General features: G+C 69.6%; 6 protein-coding genes. All 6 read right to left on the reverse strand.

Translation table 11 applies throughout. From position 1 onward, the window contains the following. Nucleotides 1–320 precede the first annotated feature (320 nt). From ACTWP9_RS03485 to ACTWP9_RS03510, 6 genes are read right to left on the reverse strand one after another with little or no spacing between them, the layout of a single operon-like run. A complete protein-coding gene (locus ACTWP9_RS03485) occupies nt 321–1,037 on the reverse strand; it encodes a hypothetical protein (protein WP_443244447.1) in 717 nt (238 codons plus the stop codon). Beyond that, nucleotides 1,025–2,221 (reverse strand): cytochrome P450 family protein, encoded by a 1,197-nt coding sequence (locus tag ACTWP9_RS03490; RefSeq protein WP_443244448.1) that lies wholly within the window; start codon nt 2,219–2,221, stop codon nt 1,025–1,027. Before ACTWP9_RS03490 ends, ACTWP9_RS03485 begins: the two co-directional genes overlap by 13 nt. After that, entirely contained in the window at nt 2,218–2,880 is a 663-nt protein-coding gene (locus tag ACTWP9_RS03495; RefSeq protein WP_443244449.1) for a glutathione S-transferase family protein, read from the reverse strand. The genes ACTWP9_RS03490 and ACTWP9_RS03495 overlap by 4 nt, the downstream gene beginning before the upstream one ends. After that, nucleotides 2,877–6,167 carry a type I polyketide synthase gene (locus tag ACTWP9_RS03500; RefSeq protein ID WP_443244450.1) on the reverse strand — a complete coding sequence of 1,097 codons (3,291 nt, stop codon included), beginning with the start codon at nt 6,165–6,167 and terminating at the stop codon, nt 2,877–2,879. Before ACTWP9_RS03500 ends, ACTWP9_RS03495 begins: the two co-directional genes overlap by 4 nt. Beyond that, complete coding sequence (locus tag ACTWP9_RS03505) at nt 6,164–11,473, reverse strand: type I polyketide synthase (protein ID WP_443244451.1); 5,310 nt, start codon at nt 11,471–11,473, stop codon at nt 6,164–6,166. The genes ACTWP9_RS03500 and ACTWP9_RS03505 overlap by 4 nt, the downstream gene beginning before the upstream one ends. Beyond that, nucleotides 11,466–17,951, reverse strand: a complete 6,486-nt coding sequence (locus ACTWP9_RS03510; RefSeq protein WP_443244452.1) for an acyltransferase domain-containing protein — start codon at nt 17,949–17,951, stop codon at nt 11,466–11,468. Before ACTWP9_RS03510 ends, ACTWP9_RS03505 begins: the two co-directional genes overlap by 8 nt. Nucleotides 17,952–18,532 lie beyond the last annotated feature (581 nt).

Below are 18,532 nucleotides of genomic sequence, written 5' to 3' on the forward strand. Positions count from 1 at the left end.
TGAACTCAAGTGTTGAGCGGTCTGCTGGGTTTCGGGCAGTACCGTCGACGGTCGCTGGAGGGGCACTGGCTGATCTTGACCGGGTGTCAGGTATGGGCGGACAGCCGTCCTCGGAATCCGCCGTCATGGGCGCCCACCGACCGCGGGTTCAGGGCCCCGCCCGAAATGGCGTTCTGGGGCCGTTGTCGGCCTCAGGGCCGTGTTCCGCGGTGGGGCGCGCCCGCCCGTCCCGGCGGCGTGCGCGGCCGGGAGGACAGCGGGATGGACAACGATCCCGGAGGCGACTGGTCCGGGAGGACCGCCGGACCCCGGAGGGGCTGTCAGGCCACGTGCCGCACCACGATCGCGCCGTAGTCCCTGCTCATCGCGTCCGGGTAGTAGCCGGGGACGATGTGCGAGCGGTCGGGCACGACGTAGTCGTGGCCGCGGTACATCTCGAGGAAGGGGTCGACAAGGCAGCCGTTGAGTTCGAGGAAAGCGTAGTCACGTGCCTCGATTTCGCCGAACCGGCGGCAGTAGGCGTCGTAGCCGGGCATTTTGGCACCGGCCAGGACGTAGTGCAGGCCGAGACCGTGTGCGAAATCGACGGGTACCTCCATCATCGTCGCGTAGGCCGTGCTGCCCCTCGCGATGCGCTTGAGGGAACCGGAGGCCAGATAAAGCGCGTTGGCCGAACTGAGGTCGATCTCCGGATACCAGCCCCGGTTGGTCACCGTGTCCCAGCTGCTCAGTTCAGCCACCTCGGTGGGGGAGTACCAGATCGGGAAGCCCATCAGCGTGCCCACCACCTCGCCGTCCTGCTCGAAAAGCCAGAATCCCTCGGGGAAGGCCTGCAGCCGGTTCAGCATCTGGTCGACGCCGGCTCGCTGGGACTCCTCCCAGTCCTGTTCCACGGCCATGATCTCGTCTATGTCGTCCGGTGTTGCCTGACGTACTCGCACGCGTTGCCTCGTCTGCTGCTCGTGTTCTCTTGACGACTCTTCACCGGTGCCCAACGCGATAGGGCTCTTCGGCGGCGGACGGCTCAGGGCGCCCATGTGACCGGCAGTGTCTCCAGGCCGTGGACGAACACGCCGTCCTTCCAGCGCAAAGCGTCCGGCTCCACAGCGAACGTCAGCTCGGGGGCACTCCGCAGCAGTGCATCGATTGCCACCGTGGCCTCCAGGCGTGCCAGCGCGGCGCCGAGGCAGAAATGGGTGCCGAGGCCGAATCCGAGATGCCGGTTCGGTGTCCTGGTGATGTCGAACCGCTGTGCGTCGACGAACTGCTCGGGATCGTGATGCGCGGAGAGCAGCGAACCGATGACCATCTCCTCCGCCGGGATCATCACGCCACGGAACTCGACATCGGTCAGCGGGAACGCCCCGGTGGTGTTCTTCACCGGCGGGCAGTAGCGCAGGACTTCTTCGACCGCGGAGTCGATCAGCACGGGGTCGGCACGCAAGCGCCTCAGCTGGTCCGGGTGGCGCAGAAGTGCCCATACGCCGTTGCCGATCAGATTCCCGGTGGTCTCGAAGCCTGCCGCGATCAACACGAAGACCATGCTCATCAGCTCGGTCGACGAGAGCCGATCGCCGCTCTCCTCGGCCGCGATCAGCGCGCTGGTGAGGTCCTCCCGCGGGTTGCGGCGGCGCAGCGCGAGGAATTGTTCCAGATACTCCTCGAACTCGGTGGCCATGCGTCGCAACGCGTCGAATCCGCCCGGGGCCACCAAGATGCCCGTCCACTCCCGGAAGCGCTCCTGGTCCTGTGCCGGAACCCCGATCAGTTCGGTGAGTACGGCGAGTGGCAGCCGGAAGGCCAGGACGTCGAGCAGGTCCACCGAGTCCTGCTGCTGTGCCTCGGCCAGCAGCTTTCCGACGGCGTCGGCGATGTACGCGCGCAGTTCCGTGATGCGGCGCGGTGTGAAGGCCTTCGTCATCAGAGACCGCAGCCTGGTGTGATCGGGCGGGTCCGCGTAGAGCATGTGCTTGTCGAGCCGCTCCAGCTCGATCACCTTGAAGTACCGGGAGCGTGCGTGGTCGGAGAGCTTGTCCTTGGCCTTGCTGAAGCGGGGGTCGCGCAGCAGCTCCGCCACATCGGCGTAGCGGGTCACCACCCATTCCGGTGCGCCCTGATGAGGGTTGAGCAGGCGTACCACGGGTGCCTCGGCCCGCATCGCCGCGAGCGTCGGCAGCGGGTCGACGCTCATGTGCTCGCCCCATATGTCGAACCTGTTCATTCCGGCCCTTCCAGGACCTTGCCCACCTTCACCCACGTCGGGCGCTTACTGATCTGCTGCCACCAGCTGGACATGTTCGGCCGCTCGGTCACCAGGTCGCCCCCGCCGGAGGCGAAGAGATACTGGAGGTAGGGCAGCCAGGTGACCTCCGCGAGGGAGAACTCGGGACCCGCGAGGTACTCCTGTCCGGCGAGCGTGTGCTCCACGACGTCGAAGGCCGCGGCCAGTTCGGCGCGGGCGGCGCTGACCCCGGCGGCGTCCGGCGGAGGCGGCATCAGTTCGGCACCCGGGCTGCGCCGGATGATGTCATAGACCGGGCCGCCTCTGACCAGCGTCCATACGGGGCCGCTGACGTAGGACTGCTCGATGCTGATCCACTGTTCCATCAGGCCATGCCGACGGATGTCGAGAGGGGTCAGCCGCGGGCCCGGCAGCCGCTTGTCGAGATAGCGGATGATGGCCCTGGACTCGTACAGCAGGAAGCCGTCGTCCTCCAGCACGGGGATCTCTCCGAAGGGCTGGCGGACCCGGTGTTCCGGTGATTTGTCCTCACCCTTGAGGACGCTTACCTCGGCCAACTCCGCCTCATGGCCCTTCTCCGCCAGCACCATCAGCACCTTGTGCGTGCAGGCGCTGGTCGTCGTTCCGTAGACCTTCACGGTGTGCCGTCCTCCGTTTCCTCCGCTACGAGCAGTCCCAGCAGGTACCGGGCGATGGCCCGGGGAGTCGGGTGATCGAACGCCAGGGTCGCGGGCAGTGCCCAGCCGGTCCGTGCCGACAACTCATGCCGCAGTTGCACGGTCATCAGGGAGTCCAGGCCGATTTCCATCAGCGGCTGGTCGGCTCGGGCCTCCAGCGGCGAGGAAAGTCCCAGCACCGTGGCCACATCTGTACACACGGCTGCCACGACGACGGCTTCTCGACCGGCTTCGGGCAGGGCCAGCAGCTCCTCCGGCCATGAGCCAGGACTCTCGGCCGCGACCCGTCCGCTGGCATGCGGCCTCCAGTCCCCTTCGTCGGCCCTGGCGTACACGGTGACCAGTGCTGCGGCATCGTCCGACGCGGTCACGACCAGTTGCACGTGGCATGGTGTTGACAGCTTCCCCCGCACGGTGAGGTCGCTGACCCGTACCGTGCCCACGTCCAGTGCGGCTTCCGCGGCTGCCCGCACCGCGCTGCTCACGCTCCCTTCATCCGCGGCGGCGGTCCACTCGGCGTCGAACACCGCCAGCGTGCCCGCGACATCCAGCCGGGTGCCGAGCAGCGGGTCCGGCCGGTCACGCACCGTGGCGCCTCGCTGTGCTGGTGGAACATCCAGCCAGTGGCGTTCGCGCTGCCACCGGTAGGCAGGCAGGGAGACCACGCGGCGGCGCTCCGGGTACAGCCGGGCGAAGTCGACCGGATGTCCGCTCGTATAGAGGGCACCCAATGCCCCGAGGAGCCCCCGGGTCTCCGGCTGATCCCGTCGCAGGGTGGGTATCACCGTTGCCGCGCCGAGGGCGTCCCGGATATGACCCGAGAGCACCGGATGAGGTGCCACTTCGAGAAAAACCCCGTGCCCGTCGGCGTGCGCGGCCTGCACCGCGTCCGCGAACCGGACCGGCTGCCGCACATTCGCCGCCCAGTACCGCCCGGTCAGTTCGCCGCCCGCAATCTGTTCACCGCGCACCGTGCTGTACAGGGGGCACTTTGTCGTGCTCGCCTCGACGGTGCCCAGGTCCTGTGCGAGCCGTTCGGCCGGTGACGTCATCATCGGTGAGTGGAATGCGTAGTCGACGTCCAGTTCACGGCAGCGCGCCCCCTGTGCGCGAAGACGTTGCACCACGTGGACCAACTCCTCCACAGCGCCCGACAGCACAACGGAACGGGCATCGTTGACGGCAGCGACGACAACGTCGGTATCCATGCCGGACAACGCTGCCGATACCTCCGCCGGGCCGAGCGCGACCGCTGTCATCGCCCCCGCTCCGCCGACGCCCGCCATCGCCCGGCCGCGCAGGGCCACCAGCCGGGCGGCCTCGGGAAGGCTCAGCGCGCCGGCGGTATGTGCCGCCGCGACCTCGCCCACGCTGTGTCCGATCACGGCGTCCGGTTCCACACCCCACGAGGACAGCAACGCCGCCAGCGCCACCTGCACGCCGAACAGCACGGGCTGGGCGATCTCGGTCAGCCGTGCCCCGGCATGCTCTGTCAGCTCCTCGAGCAGTGAGAACGACGCGTGCCGGGCAATGAGCGCGTCGCACTCCTCGAGCGCGGCGGCGAAGACGGGTTCGGTGGCCAACAGCTCTGTTGCCATCCCGGCCCACCCGGCCCCTTGTCCGGAGAAGACGTAGGTCACCGTGGGACGGTCGGTGGCCTTCGGCCCCACGGTGACGGCGCGCAGCGCCTCCGCCAGTTCCGGCGCGGATTCGCCGACGACGGCGAGCCGTTGTTCGTGGTGCTCGCGCCTGACCCCGCAGGTGTAGGCGACATCCCGCAGATCGTCGGCTTGCTCCAGGTAGTCCGCATACGCCCGGGCCAGTTCGGTCAGCGCCTTCGGCGTCCGTGCCGACAGCGGCAGCAGCACCGGACCGTCGGCGGATTCGGCAGGTTCGGGCTGCGGTGGCTCGGCGACAACGACGTGCGCGTTGGTGCCGCTCATCCCGAACGAGCTGACCCCGGCCAGACGCGGTGTGTCCCCGGCCGTCCAGGGCACCGTGCCGCGGGGGATCTCGAACGGGGTGCCCGACAAAGAGATCCGCGGGTTGAGGGTGCTGAAGTGGAGGTTGCCCGGAATCTCCTGGTGCCGCAGCGCGAGTACAACCTTGATCAGCCCGGCAATGCCGGCCGCGGCCTCAAGGTGCCCGATGTTGGTCTTCACCGCGCCGAGCACACAGCGGGAACCGTCCGGCCGGGGTGCGGCGAGCACCTCCGTCAGGGCCTCGATCTCGATCGGATCCCCGAGCGCCGTGCCGGTGCCGTGGGTTTCCACATAGCCGATGTCCGCGGCGCGGACCCCCGCGTTGGTCAGCGCCTTGTGCAGCACCGCCCGTTGTGCGGCGGGGTTCGGTGCGATCAGTCCCGCCGAACGGCCGTCGGAGTTCACCGCGCTGCCGCGCAGGGTCGCCAGCACGCGGTCGTTGTCGGCGACGGCGTCGGACAAACGCTTCAGCACGACGACACCGCAGCCTTCGCCGCGGACGAACCCATCGGCCCGCGCGTCGAAGGTGCGGCACCGGCCATCGGGCGACAGCGCCTGGAGATCGGCCACCATCTTGGTGGTCGAGTCGGTGAGGATGAGGTTCACTCCGCCGGCCAGCGCCAGTGAACTTTCGCCACTGCGCAGGCTCTGCACCGCCAGATGAACCGCCACCAGCGACGAGGAGCACGCGGTGTCGACTGCCATGCTCGGTCCGCGCAGCCCCAGCGTGTACGACAGCCGACCGGGACCGAAGCAATGCGTTGTGCCGGTACCCGTGTGGCCGTCCCGTGCGCCCGCCTCCGCGCTGAGCAGCAAATAGTCGTTGGTGCTCATGCCGACGAAGACGCCGGTGTCGGTTCCCGAGAGCCGCCGCGGCACCACTCCGGCATCTTCCAGCGCGTCCCATGCGACCTCGAGGAGCAGCCGTTGCTGAGGGTCGAGCCGCTCTGCCTCCCGTGGTGAGATGCCGAAGAACGCGGCGTCGAAAGCGTCCGTACCGGAGAGGAACGCACCCCACCTCACCGCGTCCACCGCGGACTGGGTGGGGCGTTCGGAAACCGTGTCCGTCCCCTCGGACAGCAGGTGCCACAGAGCTTCCGGATCGTCCGCGCCTCCGGGGAAGCGGCAGCCCATGCCGATCACCGCGATGGGCTCCGTCCTCTCCCGCTGGAGCCGCTCGGTCCGCTCCTCCAGCTCGCGCAACGCGGTTGCCGCCTTGACCAGCCGCGAGCGGTACCTGGTCTCGATGTCCTCGCCGCCGCTCACTGCCGCTCGCCTCCTTCGATACGGTCGATCGCGCCGTCGATCAGCGCGAGCAGCTCGTCGGTGCCCAGCCCGTCGAGGCCGTCGCCTCCGCCTGGGGCGGCGGCCTCTCTCATGCCGAGCTTGTCCAGCAGCTGCTCGCTCAGCGCGGCCACGGTCGGCGCGGCGAACAGCACCGTGACGGACAGCCGCGCACCGAGTGCCGACTCCAGACGGTTGCGCAACTCGAGAGCCATCAACGAGTCCACACCCATGCCGGTGAACGGGGCGGAGGGATCGATCCGCCCGGAGTCGAGGTGCAGGATGTGGCCGAGCTGTGCGGTGATCATCTCCTCGATCAGCCGACGCCGCTGCTGCGGATTGGCAGCACGCAGCCGGTCGGTGAAGTCCGGGCCTGCGGAGTTCTCCGGTGAGGTGACACACTCCTCGTCGCGCAGCTCGGCGAAGATCGATGCCCCCGCGGCTGCCGGATAGAACTCCAACCACTGCCGCAGGTTCAGTTTCACCGCTGCCAGCTGGCCGGTCGTGCCCGGCAGCAGCCGGCCGAGAACCTCGGTGCCCTCATCCGGGGTGAGCATGCCTACGCCCCGATGCCCCAGGCGCCGATTGTCGGCGTCCCTCGTGGCCATGACGCCCGCCCGGGAAAACAGCCCCCAGTCCACACACAGCGCGGGGGCGCCGAGGGCCCGGCGGTGCCGGGCGAGCGCGCCGAGGAAGGCGTTGGCCGCGGTGTAGTTGGCCTGGCCCGGCGAGCCCAGGAGCACGGCCGCCGATGAGTACAGTAGGAAGAAGTCGAGATCACGGTCCTCGGTGAGGGCGTGCAGGTTCCAGGCGCCCTGCACCTTCGGCGCCAGGACCCTGGCGTACTTCTCCGCGCTCATCTGGAGCACGCTCCGGTCGTCGAGCACCATCGCCGCGTGCACAACGCCGCGCAGGGGCGGCATCCGTGCGTCGATGTCGGCGAGCACGCCTGCCAGTTCGTCGCGGCTGGTCACATCCGCGGTGGCGACGACGACTTCGGCGCCGGTTGCCCTGATCCGGTCGATGCCCCGCTCGGCTTCCGGCCCGGGGGCGTGCCGGCCCATCAGCACCACATGCCGGGCGCCTCGTTCTGTCAGCCATTCGGCCAGGCCGAGTCCCAGGCCACCGAGGCCGCCGGTGATCAGGTAGGTGCCCTCGCCCATAGTGGCCTGTGGCGGTGCTGCGCCGATGGAGGTGCGGACGAGTCGGGCCGCGTGCCGCCCGCCGGAACGCAGGGCGATCTCGTCCTCGCCGTCCGGGGCGGTCAGTTCGGGCAGAAGTCCTCGTGCCGCCTCCCCCCGTTCCCACTCAGGGTCGAGGTCCACCCGGGTGCAGTTCAGTTCGGGGTGCTCCATGGCGAGGGTTCTGGCCAGCCCCCACAGGGGTGCCTGGGAGACCTCGACCGGTCCGCCGTCGACCTCCTGTGCGCCTGCGGTGACCAGCCACAGGCGGGGATGGTCCCGCCATCGGCGGCGTGCGAGGGCACGCACGAGTGCCAGAGGGCTGAAACCGGCGAGCTGTTGGTCCTCCAGCAGCGTTTCCGCCGTGGTGTGCTGGGCCGCGGTGGTGTCCAGACTCCACAGGTGCACCACTCCCGCACACGTCGACGCATCGCCGAGGGCCCGGTCGAGCAGGTGGCTCCACGCTTCGTCGTCGGCATGGTCGATTTCCTGTGCCCCGACGACGACGCACTCCTCACCGCGTTGTCCGAGTTCGGCGGCGAGCGCGGCTCCCACCCCCGACCGGTCGGCGAGCACGAGCCACGGGCCGGGGGAGGTACGGCCGGCAGCGGTCACCGCGGGCCGTTCCAGTGCGCGCCATTCCAGTTCGTAGAGCCAGTCCGCATAGCGCGGCGCAGGGGTCAGCCGCCGTACCGTGAGCCCGTCGACCTCGATGAGGACTTCTCCTTCATCATCGAGGACCAGCAGGGATCCCGCGTCTGCGCTCCCGGAGGAATCGAGGCGTGCGTGCACCCACACCTGTTCCCCCGGCCGGTGATGTATCCGCAGCCGGCGCATGCTCACGGGCACCACCGGAACTTGTGGCCCCTGCGTGCCCATCAGGCTGCCCAGCACCTGGAAGCACGCGTCCAGCAGCGCGGGATGGCACACATAGGGGCCGGCGGATACCGGAAGCGAGACGCGTCCGAGGCCCTCGCCGTCCCCGGTCCACATCTCCGCCACGCCACGGAAGGCGGGTCCGTAGTCCATGCTGTGCCGCGCGTACCGCTCGTAGTGTTCCGCTGCTGTCACCGGGGTGGGGCACCGTTGCCGGATCTTCTGCGGCGGCTCGCCGGCGGGCGCCGCGGTCGGGGGGGCCGGGAGACGTACGGAACCATGGGCGCAGCGCGTCCACGGCTGGTCGGAGGCGGGACGCGCGAACACCTCGAAGCGGTCCGCTTCCTCGACGAGCTGTACACATCCCGAACCGTCCTGTTCCAGCACTGCCATATGGCTGAACGAAACGTCTTCCAGCACCGAAGGCGAGTCCGATGAGCCCAGAGCCATCTCCACATAGGCCGTCGCCGGGAGAATCACCGAACCGTCGACCTTGTGGTCGGCCAGGAAGGGCAGGTTCAGCTTGCGTTCCCGGATCCGGGTACCCGGCGACGACGCGGGGCTGACGGGCTCGCCCAGCAAAGGATGCCCGCCTGTGGACCGTGTTTCCGGTGCGGCGTCCACCCAGTACCGCTCGCGCTGCCATGGATAGGCGGGCAACTCCGTACACCGGCCCCCTTCCGGATGCAGCGCCGTCCATGTCACAGGGCAGCCGCGGACGTACAGTCCGGCCAGTGATTGCAGGAAGACCGATCGCTCGCCGTGCTCCCGCCGCGACGATGGAAATGCCGTCCCCTCGTCCTCCTCGATCGACGGCAGGAGGACCGGGTGGGGGCTCATCTCGACGAACAAGGTGTTTCCGGTCGTCATGAGTTCGCGGACGGCCTGGGAGAACAGCACTGGCGCGCGGAGGTTCCGCACCCAGTACGTGGAATCCAGCTCCGCACCGTCGCAGGACCTGCCCAGCACTGTGGAGTGCATCCGCACGGTGGTGGCGCTCGGCGCGAGCCCGTCGAGTTCGCGCAGCAGCTCATCGGTGAGCACGTCCACCTGGGGGCTGTGCGAGGCCACCTCGACCTTGATGCGGCGGCAGAAGACACCCGCCTCGGACAGCTCCGTCAGCAGCTTCTCCAGCGTCTCGGGGTCGCCGGACAGGACGGTCGACCGGGCGCTGTTGGCAGCCGCGACCGAGACCCGCTCGGCGAACGGGGACACCACGCGCCGCGCCTGCTCCAGCGGCAGCTCCACGAGCATCATCGCGCCTCGCCCGCTCAACCGGCGCAGCAACCGACTGCGCCGGCAGATGATCCGTGCCGCGTCGGCCGGCGTGAGAGCGCCGGACACCTGAGCTGCGGCCACCTCACCCATGCTGTGGCCCACCACCGCGTCCGGCTCCACGCCTTTCGACCGCCACAGGGCGGCGAGCCCTCTCTGTATCGCGAACAGCAGGGGCTGCACGACATCGATGCGGTCCAGCCGGGTCGTGGCCGGGTCGGCATGCAGCTCGCCGGTCAGCGACCAGCCTGCCTCCGCTCGGACCGCCTCGTCGCAGGCATCGACCGTCTGGCGGAAGACGGGCTCGTGCTCGTACAGCTCCCGTCCCATGCCGAGCCATTGCGAACCCTGCCCCGGGAAGACGAACACCACCTTGGGCCGGGCCGCCGCGGTCCCCGTGATCAGACGGGGTGCGGCCTGTCCGTCCACGACGAACGCCGCACGATGGGCGTGGTGGGGGCGCCGTACGGCTGCGGTGTAGGCGAGGTCGTCCAGGTCCTTCCGGCGTTCGTCCAGGAGTACCCGGTAGGCGTCGACCAGTTCGTCCAGAGCTGCCGGGTCACGCGCCGAGACGGGCACGAGCGCGGGACCGCCCGGGACCACGGCCGAGTCACCGGGTGCGGTCGGGGGCGCCTGGGCCAGGACCAGATGTGCGTTGGTGCCGCTGATACCGAACGAGCTGACACCCGCCATGCGCGGCCGGTCCTCCTGCCGCGGCCACGGGACGGGCGCGTCCGGCAGGGTCAGGGCGGTCGCCGTCAGGTCGATACGCGGATTCAGCGTGCGCAGATGCAGGTTCCCCGGAATCCGCTCGTGCTGCATGGCGAGCACCGTCTTGATGACCGCGGTAACCCCGGCCGCGGCCTCGAGATGCCCGATGTTGGTCTTCACCGCGCCGAGCACACAGCGGGAGCCGTCCGACCTCGGCGCGCCGTACACCTCCGCCAGCGCGTCGACCTCGATCGGATCACCGAGCGGCGTACCGGTGCCGTGAGTCTCCACGTACCCGATGTCCGCGCCGTCGGCTTCGGCGTTTCGCAGAGCCTGCCGCAGCAGGGCCTTCTGAGCGGAGACGTTCGGTGCTGTCAGACCTGAGGAGCGGCCGTCGGAGTTCACCGCGCCACCGCGTATCACCGCGAGCACCTGATCACGGTCGGCCAGCGCGTCGGACAGCCGCTTGAGCACCAGCACCCCGCAGCCCTCGCCCCGCACATATCCGTTGGCCCGTGCGTCGAAGGTCTTGCAGCGGCCGTCCGGGGAAAGGGCTCGCGCCCGGGCCATCATGTCGGTCATGTCAGGGTCCAGCATCAGGCTCACCCCGCCGGCCAGCGCCATCGCGCTCTCCCGGGCCCGGAGACTCTGGCACGCCAGGTGGATGGCGACCAGCGAGGAGGAACAGGCGGTGTCCACCACCATGCTCGGTCCCTCCAGGCCCAGCACATAGGACAGCCGTCCGGCCGGGAAGGAGTGGCCGTTCCCTGTCACCGTGTAGATGTCGCGCTCACCGGTGCTGACCTTGTCGTAGTCGTTCACCACGACTCCGAGGAAGACGCCGGTGGAGGTGCCGACGAGCTGGTCCGGCGGCTGTCCGGCGCGTTCGAGCGCTTCCCAGGCGACTTCGAGCAACAACCGCTGCTGCGGGTCCATCGCCTTGGCCTCGCGCGGCGCGATTCCGAAGAACGCGGCGTCGAACGTGTCCACCCCGGAGAGGAATCCACCCCAGGGGACGGTGCCGCCCTGCCAGCGGTCCCGGGGGACCTCGGTGACCGCATCCACCCCTTCGTCGAGGACGTGCCAGAAGTCGTCGGGGCCCGCGGCGCCACCGGGAAGACGGCAGCCCATTCCGACGATGGCGATCGGCTCGTTCCTCGCCCGCTGCTCGGCATCGAGCCTGGCCTGCAACTTTCTGATGGTGAGGAGGGCCTGTTTGACGGCTGACGACGACTGCTCACTCATTGTTCGGCTCCTCATCCACGAGCCGGATGCTCTCCTTGAGGAGCGATTCCGCCTCAGCATCGGACATGCAGGCGATGTCCTGTTCCAGTTCGGTCCAGTCGTCCAGGTCCGGCGACTCGTCCTCCCGTCCGGAATCCGGCGCGGGCCCGGTCAGGCCGAGTGCTTCCTGGACGTGGGACGCCAACGCGGCGATGGTGGAGTAGGTGAACAGCAAGGCGACGGACAGCCGCATGCCGAGCGTCGACTCCAGACGGTTGCGCAGCTCCACCGCCATCAGTGATTCCAGCCCCATGCTCTGGAAGGCCGTCTCCCGATCGAGGGCGGCGGGCTCCTGCCGCAGTGTCAGGGACAACTGTTCGATCAGATGCTCTTCCACGAGTTCGCGCCGCTGCGTCGGGTCGGCCGCCGCCAACCGCTCATGGAATGAGCCGTATTCCTCTGCGGTCTGTTCCAGGCCGTCCAGCAGCGGTGTGCCGGTGGCGCTCGGCCATGACTCGAACCATTGCCGGAGGTTCAGCCTCATGACCGCCAGTTGACCGAGACCCGAGCCCAGGCCACGGCTCAACGCTCGTCGGCCCTCCTCGGCGGTCACCCCCTCGACGCCCATGCCGGTCAGCTCGGTGGGTGCCCAGTTCACGCTCAGCCCCGCCAGCCCCAGCGCGCGGCGATGTTGCGCGAGGGCGTCCAGGAACGCGCTGTTCGCGGCCTCGCCGGAGCAGCCGAGCAGGGATGCGGCCGACGAGTACAGCACGAACATCTCGAGCGGAAGCCCGAGCGTCCGCTGATGAAGCTCCCACGCAGCACGGTGTTCCGCGCAGATGATTCCGCGTAGCGATGCCGTGCTGCCCCGGGCACCGGAGAACAGTGCTGCCACGTCCTCGTCCGATCCGTCGGAGACCAGGACCGTGCCTGCGCCGTGCTCGGTCAGCCATTCGGTCAGCGACTCCGCCAGCGCGTTGTCTGCGGCGACGACGAGGTAGGTGCCATCCCCGCGCAGGGAGGTCTCGCGGTCGGCCATGAGACCCGCGTTCACCAAGCGGGCCACATATCTGCCTTCGGAGCGGAGCGCGACATCGGTCTCCCGGTCGCCGTGCCGCAATTCGGCCGCCAGCGCCGCTGCCTCGTCCTCGTCCTCGTCGGCTTCGGGACCGAGATCGACCCTGCAGCAGCTGAGTTCGGCATGCTCGAGCGCGATCGCACGGCCGAGCCCCCACAGCGGCGCCTGCTCGACGGAGACCGGGTGCCGCTCCTTGCCGGCCGCCTGCGCGGTACGGGTCACCAGACAGAGCCTGGGTATGTCCCGGCGGCCCAGACTCCTGAGCGCGTCCGCCAGCGCCGACAGACTCGCAGTGCCCTGGTCCCACATGTGCACCACGCCGGTGGCGGCCGTCCCTTCGAGGACGGTGCGCAAGGACTGAGGGTCCGTGGGATCTGCCTGGTGGGGTGTCACGACGACGCACTGGCTCCCCAGCCCGCGCAGCTTCCCGGCCAGCACATCACCGGCGCCGTCCTCGGCCAGCACCACCCAGGAGCCGGGCGGCTGCGATGACGGGGAATGGAGGTCCTGCCGCTGCCAAGCCACGGTGTACAGGCCCGCGGTCAGTCGGTCCTGGTCGGGGCCGGCCGGCAACGGCCGCAGCCGTATGTCTTCGATCTCGACCTGGACGCGGCCCTGGTCGTCGAGCAGATGCAGGTCGCCGCCGTCGTCCCGCAGGCGGCCGTGAGCCCAGACCTCGCCGAGCGGGGAACGCAGGACGCGCACCCGGCCGAGCCCGGTCACCAGGTGGGGCCCCGCGGTCTCGTTGCACAGCGCGACCACTGCCTGGAGACACGCGTCGAGCAACGCGGGATGCAGGTGGTAGTCGGCTGCGTGGTGCTGCTCTTGCGCAACCGGTGCGACGCGCGCCAGCACCTCGTCCTGGCCGAGCCAGATCTCCCGCACCCCGCGGAGGCTTTCACCGGCCTCTAGCCCGGCCGCGGCCAGTCGGCGACAGTGCTCCGCACCGTCCCGGCCTGTCGGCGTGCGTTGCCTGATCAGCGCCGGAGACTCAAGCAAGCGCACCGGCCCGGCGCCGGGCCGGACCGTGGCCACCATGTGCCGCACCCAGCGGTCACCCCGGCGGCTGGAGACCTGGAGCCGTCGGTCGGCGAGCACCGTCTGTGCGGTCGGTGCGTCGGCTTCGTCCACGTCGAGCAGCTGCTCGAAGGTGAGATCGGCCAGCTCGATGTCCGGTGCGGGGAACGCCTGGGCTGCCGCCGCCAGGGCCATCTCGACAAACACGGCGGCCGACAGCACCGTCTTCCCCCGCACCCGCAGACCCGCCAGATAGGGCAGCCGCGCAGAGTTCAGCTCGCGCTGCCAGAGGTGGGTGTCCGGATCGACGGAGGAGGACAGGCCCGCCCCGAGCAGCGGGTGCCCGGCCGACGTGGACATCCCGGCCAGCCAGTAGCGCTGCCGCTGCCACGGGTAGGGAGGGAGCGCCGCGACCCGGCCCGGACCGAGCAGCCGCTCGAAGTCCACCGGACAACCGCGCACATGCAGCGCACCGGCCGCCCGGCGCAGCGCGGCGTGTTCGTCCTCACCTCGTCGCAAGGACCCGATGACGTCGCCCCGCACGTCACGCTCCGACAGGCACAGGCGCGTATTCTCCAGGAGGACCGGATGCGCCCCCACCTCGAGGAACATCTGATGGCCGGCCGATATCGCGCCATCGACGGCATCGGCGAAGCGCACGGACTGCCTGGTGTTCCTCGCCCAGTACGCGGCGTCCAGCACCGCGCCGCCGACCGGTTCGCCGGTGACGGTGCTGTAGATCGGCAGTTCGCCCCGGACAGTCCGTACGGCACCGAGCGTGCGTTCCAACTCGTCACCGGCGGGGAACATCTGCCGGCTGTGGAATGCGTAGTCGACCCGCAGCTCACGACAGTGGACGCCGTCATGCCGCAGCCGCTCCAGGATTTCGGCCAGCGCGCCGGTGTCCCCGGAGAGCACCACAGAACCAGGGTCGTTGATCGCTGCGATCGCGAGCCGACCGCCGTAACGGGTCAGCATCGGTTCCACCCGGCCGGCCGGCGCCTCGACCGCGGCCATTCCCCCTGTGCCGGGGGCGCGCCCCATCAGCAGACCCCGGTGATGGACCAGGCGCAACGCCTCGGTGAGGGGCAACGCTCCCGCAATATGCGCCGCCGCGATCTCGCCGACGCTGTGGCCGATCACGGCAGCCGGTGTGATCCCCCATGACTGCCACAGCCGGGCCAACGCGGTCTCGACAGCGAACAACGCCGGTTGAGCGATTTCGGTCCGATCGAGTCGGCTCGTTGCCCGCGGAGCGCACAGCTCGGCCGACAGCGACCAGCCGGTCAGCGGACGTAGCAGTTCCTCGCACTCCTCGATGACGCCGCGGAACACCGGTTCGTCCCTGAGAAGCGTGCGTCCCATGCCCGCCCACTGCGAACCCTGCCCCGGGAACAGGAACACTGCTTGAGGCGTCTCCTTCCGATGCACCTCGGCCGACGCGGCGGCGCCGGACGCGGCGGCACGCAGCGACTCGGCCATCTCCTTCCGTGTGGAAGCGACCACCGCGAGCCGGTGTTCGTGGTGCGGGCGCCGTGCCCCGGCGGTGTAGCAGATGTCGTGCAACGCGTCATCCCGCTCGGCCGACAAGTGGTCCGCCATCGCCGAGGCTGCGTCGTGCAACGCGTCGCGTGTCCGCCCCGAGAGGACCAGCAGTCCGGCGCGCTCCTGAGGCGGCCGCACGGGTACGCCGAGCGCGTGCATGATCCCTAGCGAGTCGATCAGTGCGGTCCGGCCACGGTCGCCCCTGCGCAGTGACGGCAAGGCCACCGCGCCGTGCTGCTCGATGGATTCACCGAGGACCGGGTGCGGGTCCGCATCGACGAGGACGCGGTATCCGTCGGCGAGCAGGCTGCGTATCACACCGGTGAGCTGCCATGGCTCGCGTTCGGTGCGCAACCAGTGCTCGGCGTCCAGCTCTGCGCCGTCCACCCGCTTCCCGGTGACCGAGGAGTAGAACGGAATCCGGCCCGGTCCGGGGCTCAGGCCGGCCAGCGCCTCACGAAGGTCGGGCAGCAACTCGTCCACATAAGGGCAGTGCGAGGCGTAGCCGACTCTGATCAGCCCGCACCGCACCGACCGCGCCGCCAGTGCGTCGAGAATCATGCGCAGGGTGTCCCGGTCGCCCGAGAGCACGGTGGACCGGGGACCCGCGCTGCCGGCCGGCCACACCATCCCCTCGTGTTCCCGGATCAGCTCGCAGGCGTCCTCCGCCGACAACTCGACGACGGCCATTCCGCCGCGCCCCGTCAGCCGGTGTGCAATCCGGCTGCGCCTGCACATGATCAACGCGGCTTCGTCGAGACGGAGGGCACCGGCCACGTACGCGGCTGCGACTTCCCCCATGCTCATCCCTGCGACGGCGTCCGGCTCGACGCCCCAGTGGCGCCACATCTCGACGAGGGCGACCTGCATGGCGAAGATCGCGGGCTGGGCGTGCTCGGTGGACTCGATCCAGTCGGTGTCCGCGGAGGTCAGCAGACGGCTCAGCGACCAGTCCACGTGCGGGCTCATCGCAACCTCGCAGTCGACGATTGCCGCGCGGAACGTTGGTTCCTCCTGCAAGAGCCGCATCGCCATGCCACCCCACTGGGAGCCTTGGCCACCGAACAGGAATGCGACCTTCGGCTGTTCGCCGTCGCTCCGGCCGGAGGCCACACCGGGAACGGCGTGGCCCTTGAGGAAACTCTCCGCACCCGTGGTCAGGTCGTCGCGGTCGCGGAAGGAGAGGGCGAGCCGGTGCGGGCCCTGCGTTGCCGGCTCAGCGGTGTACAACCGATCGACAGACGGCAACTTCTCTGCAGTGACAAGGCTGTGTGCCTTGTCGCGCAGGTCGTCCTCGGTGTCCGCCGACAGCCGCAACAGGTGCATCGGCGACTGGGCCTCACCTTCGAGGACTACATGGCAGTTGGTTCCGCCGAACCCGAAGGCGCTCACCCCGGCGAGGAGGCGGCCGTCCTCGGCACCGGTCCACTCCTCTGGTTCCCGGGGCACGCGCAGGCGCCAGTCCTGGAACGGAATATGAGGGTTCGGTTCCTCGAACTGCGCGCTCGGCGGCAGCACCCGATGGCGCATCGCCAAAACCGTCTTGATCAGTCCCGCGATCCCGGCCGCGGGCTCCAGGTGCCCGATGGTGCTCTTGACCGAACCGATGGCCAACGGGCGTTCCCCGGGGCGCCTCGCGCACAGCACCGCACTGAGCGCACCTGCTTCGATCGGGTCCCCGAGCAGGGTCCCGGTGCCGTGCGCCTCGACGTACTGGACGTCGGCGGGTGCCACGCCCGCGCGGGCATAGGCGTCGTGCAGCACTTCCTCCTGCGCCTGTGCGTTCGGCGCGGTGAGCCCGTTGCTGAACCCGTCGTTGTTCACGGCACTGCCCTTGATCACGCAGTAGACCTGGTCCCCGTCGGCCAGCGCGCGGGCGAGTGGCTTCAGTACGACAACGCCGGCGCCCTCGCCCCGCCCGTAGCCATCCGCCCGTGCGTCGAACGCCTTCGACCTGCCATCGGAGGCGAGCGCACCGAACCGGGTCAGCGCGTTCATCGTGTCCGCGGCGAGCATCAGGCTCACCCCGCAGGCCAGCGCCAGGTCGCATTCGCCGTCTTGCAGGCTGCGCGCGGCAAGGTGCACCGCGACCAGCGAGGATGAGCAGGCGGTGTTCACCTGAAGGCTCGGTCCGCGCAGCCCGAAGGTGTAGGACACCCGGGCGGGGATCATGCTGGGGTCGCCGCCGGACAGTGTGTGCTGGGTGATCAGTTCCGGATCGGCGCGGATGCCGGCGCCGTACTCGTTCCACATTCCGCCGACGAACACGCCGGTGCGGCTGCCGCCCAGTCCGTCCGCTGGGATCCCAGCGTCCTCCAGAGCCTCCCAGGCCAGCTCCAACGTCAGCCGCTGCTGCGGGTCCACGTGCACTGCCTCACGCGGGGAGATGCCGAAAAACGCCGGGTCGAACAGGTCCACCCGGTCGAGGAATCCACCACGCACCCGGCCCGACCAGCGGCCGGCCGGGAGGTCGGTGACCGCGTCGTTCGTCTCACCCGTCAGCAACCGCCAGAACTCCTCGGCCCCGGGGGCCTTCGGAAAGCGGCAGGCCAGTCCGACGATGGCGATGGCATCGTCCGTGCCCTGCATCGGAGTCCGCGCCTTGGGTGCCTCCACTGCCCCACCTGCGAGGTGGTCGGCCAGCGCGAACGGGCTCGGGTAGCGCCAGACCAGGGGCGGTGGGACCGGGCGGCCCACCACTTGGCTCAGCTCATCGGCGAGAGCGGTGAGGGTCCGTGAATCGAGCCCGTAGCGGGTGAACCGTTCGTGTCCGTCAACCACCACCGGGTCGAGACCGGCCAGCTCGGAGACCCGGGAAATGAGCCAGCCACGCACGGACTCCACAGACCAAGAGCGCATCGACTAGCACCCACTTCCTGCGTGCACAAGAGCCTGTTGAGGGTATGGCCTGAACTCAACATATCCTCGTTGGCTCGTACTTGATCCCGCAGAGCACCCCCTTTTTTCTACAGGAGCAGCCCTACCCGCTGGTCAGATCCGTGGTCAAGCTGCTCTCCACAGCGCCTGCGCGGCCATTCTCAACCCCCCGTCACCAAGACGACGGACGGGAAATTGACTTGTTCAATCCCAGGGCGGCGGAGGTGGCACGGGCAGGCGCAGTGACGAAAGGTGGGCTGCTGCGCGCCACCCGAGCCCGTCCGCCGACGCGGACAGCGGCAAACCGGCGGCGAACGCACCGTGCTGAACGCCCGACTGCTTCGTTCCGGCGCCCAGCGGCGGGCCGGAGGCACCGCCCACGTGAGCGCCCTGTTGACCGCCGGATCGGCCGACGCCTGCGGCACACCGCCGAGCGCCATCGCCGAAAGCAGAAAGGCGGGCCCGGATGCTGCACCGATCAGGGCGGGCGCTGCGCCGGAGATGAGCAACGGCGCCACGAGTGCGCGGCGCGGGCCGATCCGGTCCACCATCCGTCCGGGAGC

The sequence above is a fragment of the Streptomyces sp. 3N207 genome (genome assembly GCF_052246355.1).
GTDB lineage: Bacteria > Actinomycetota > Actinomycetes > Streptomycetales > Streptomycetaceae > Streptomyces.

Coding starts and splice junctions, on each gene's coding strand:
- ACTWP9_RS03485 (WP_443244447.1), bottom strand. CDS start 1,037: ATGGGCGCCCTGAGCCGTCCGCCGCCGAAGAGCCCTATCGCGTTGGGC.
- ACTWP9_RS03490 (WP_443244448.1), bottom strand. CDS start 2,221: ATGAACAGGTTCGACATATGGGGCGAGCACATGAGCGTCGACCCGCTG.
- ACTWP9_RS03505 (WP_443244451.1), bottom strand. CDS start 11,473: ATGAGTGAGCAGTCGTCGTCAGCCGTCAAACAGGCCCTCCTCACCATC.
- ACTWP9_RS03510 (WP_443244452.1), bottom strand. CDS start 17,951: ATGCGCTCTTGGTCTGTGGAGTCCGTGCGTGGCTGGCTCATTTCCCGG.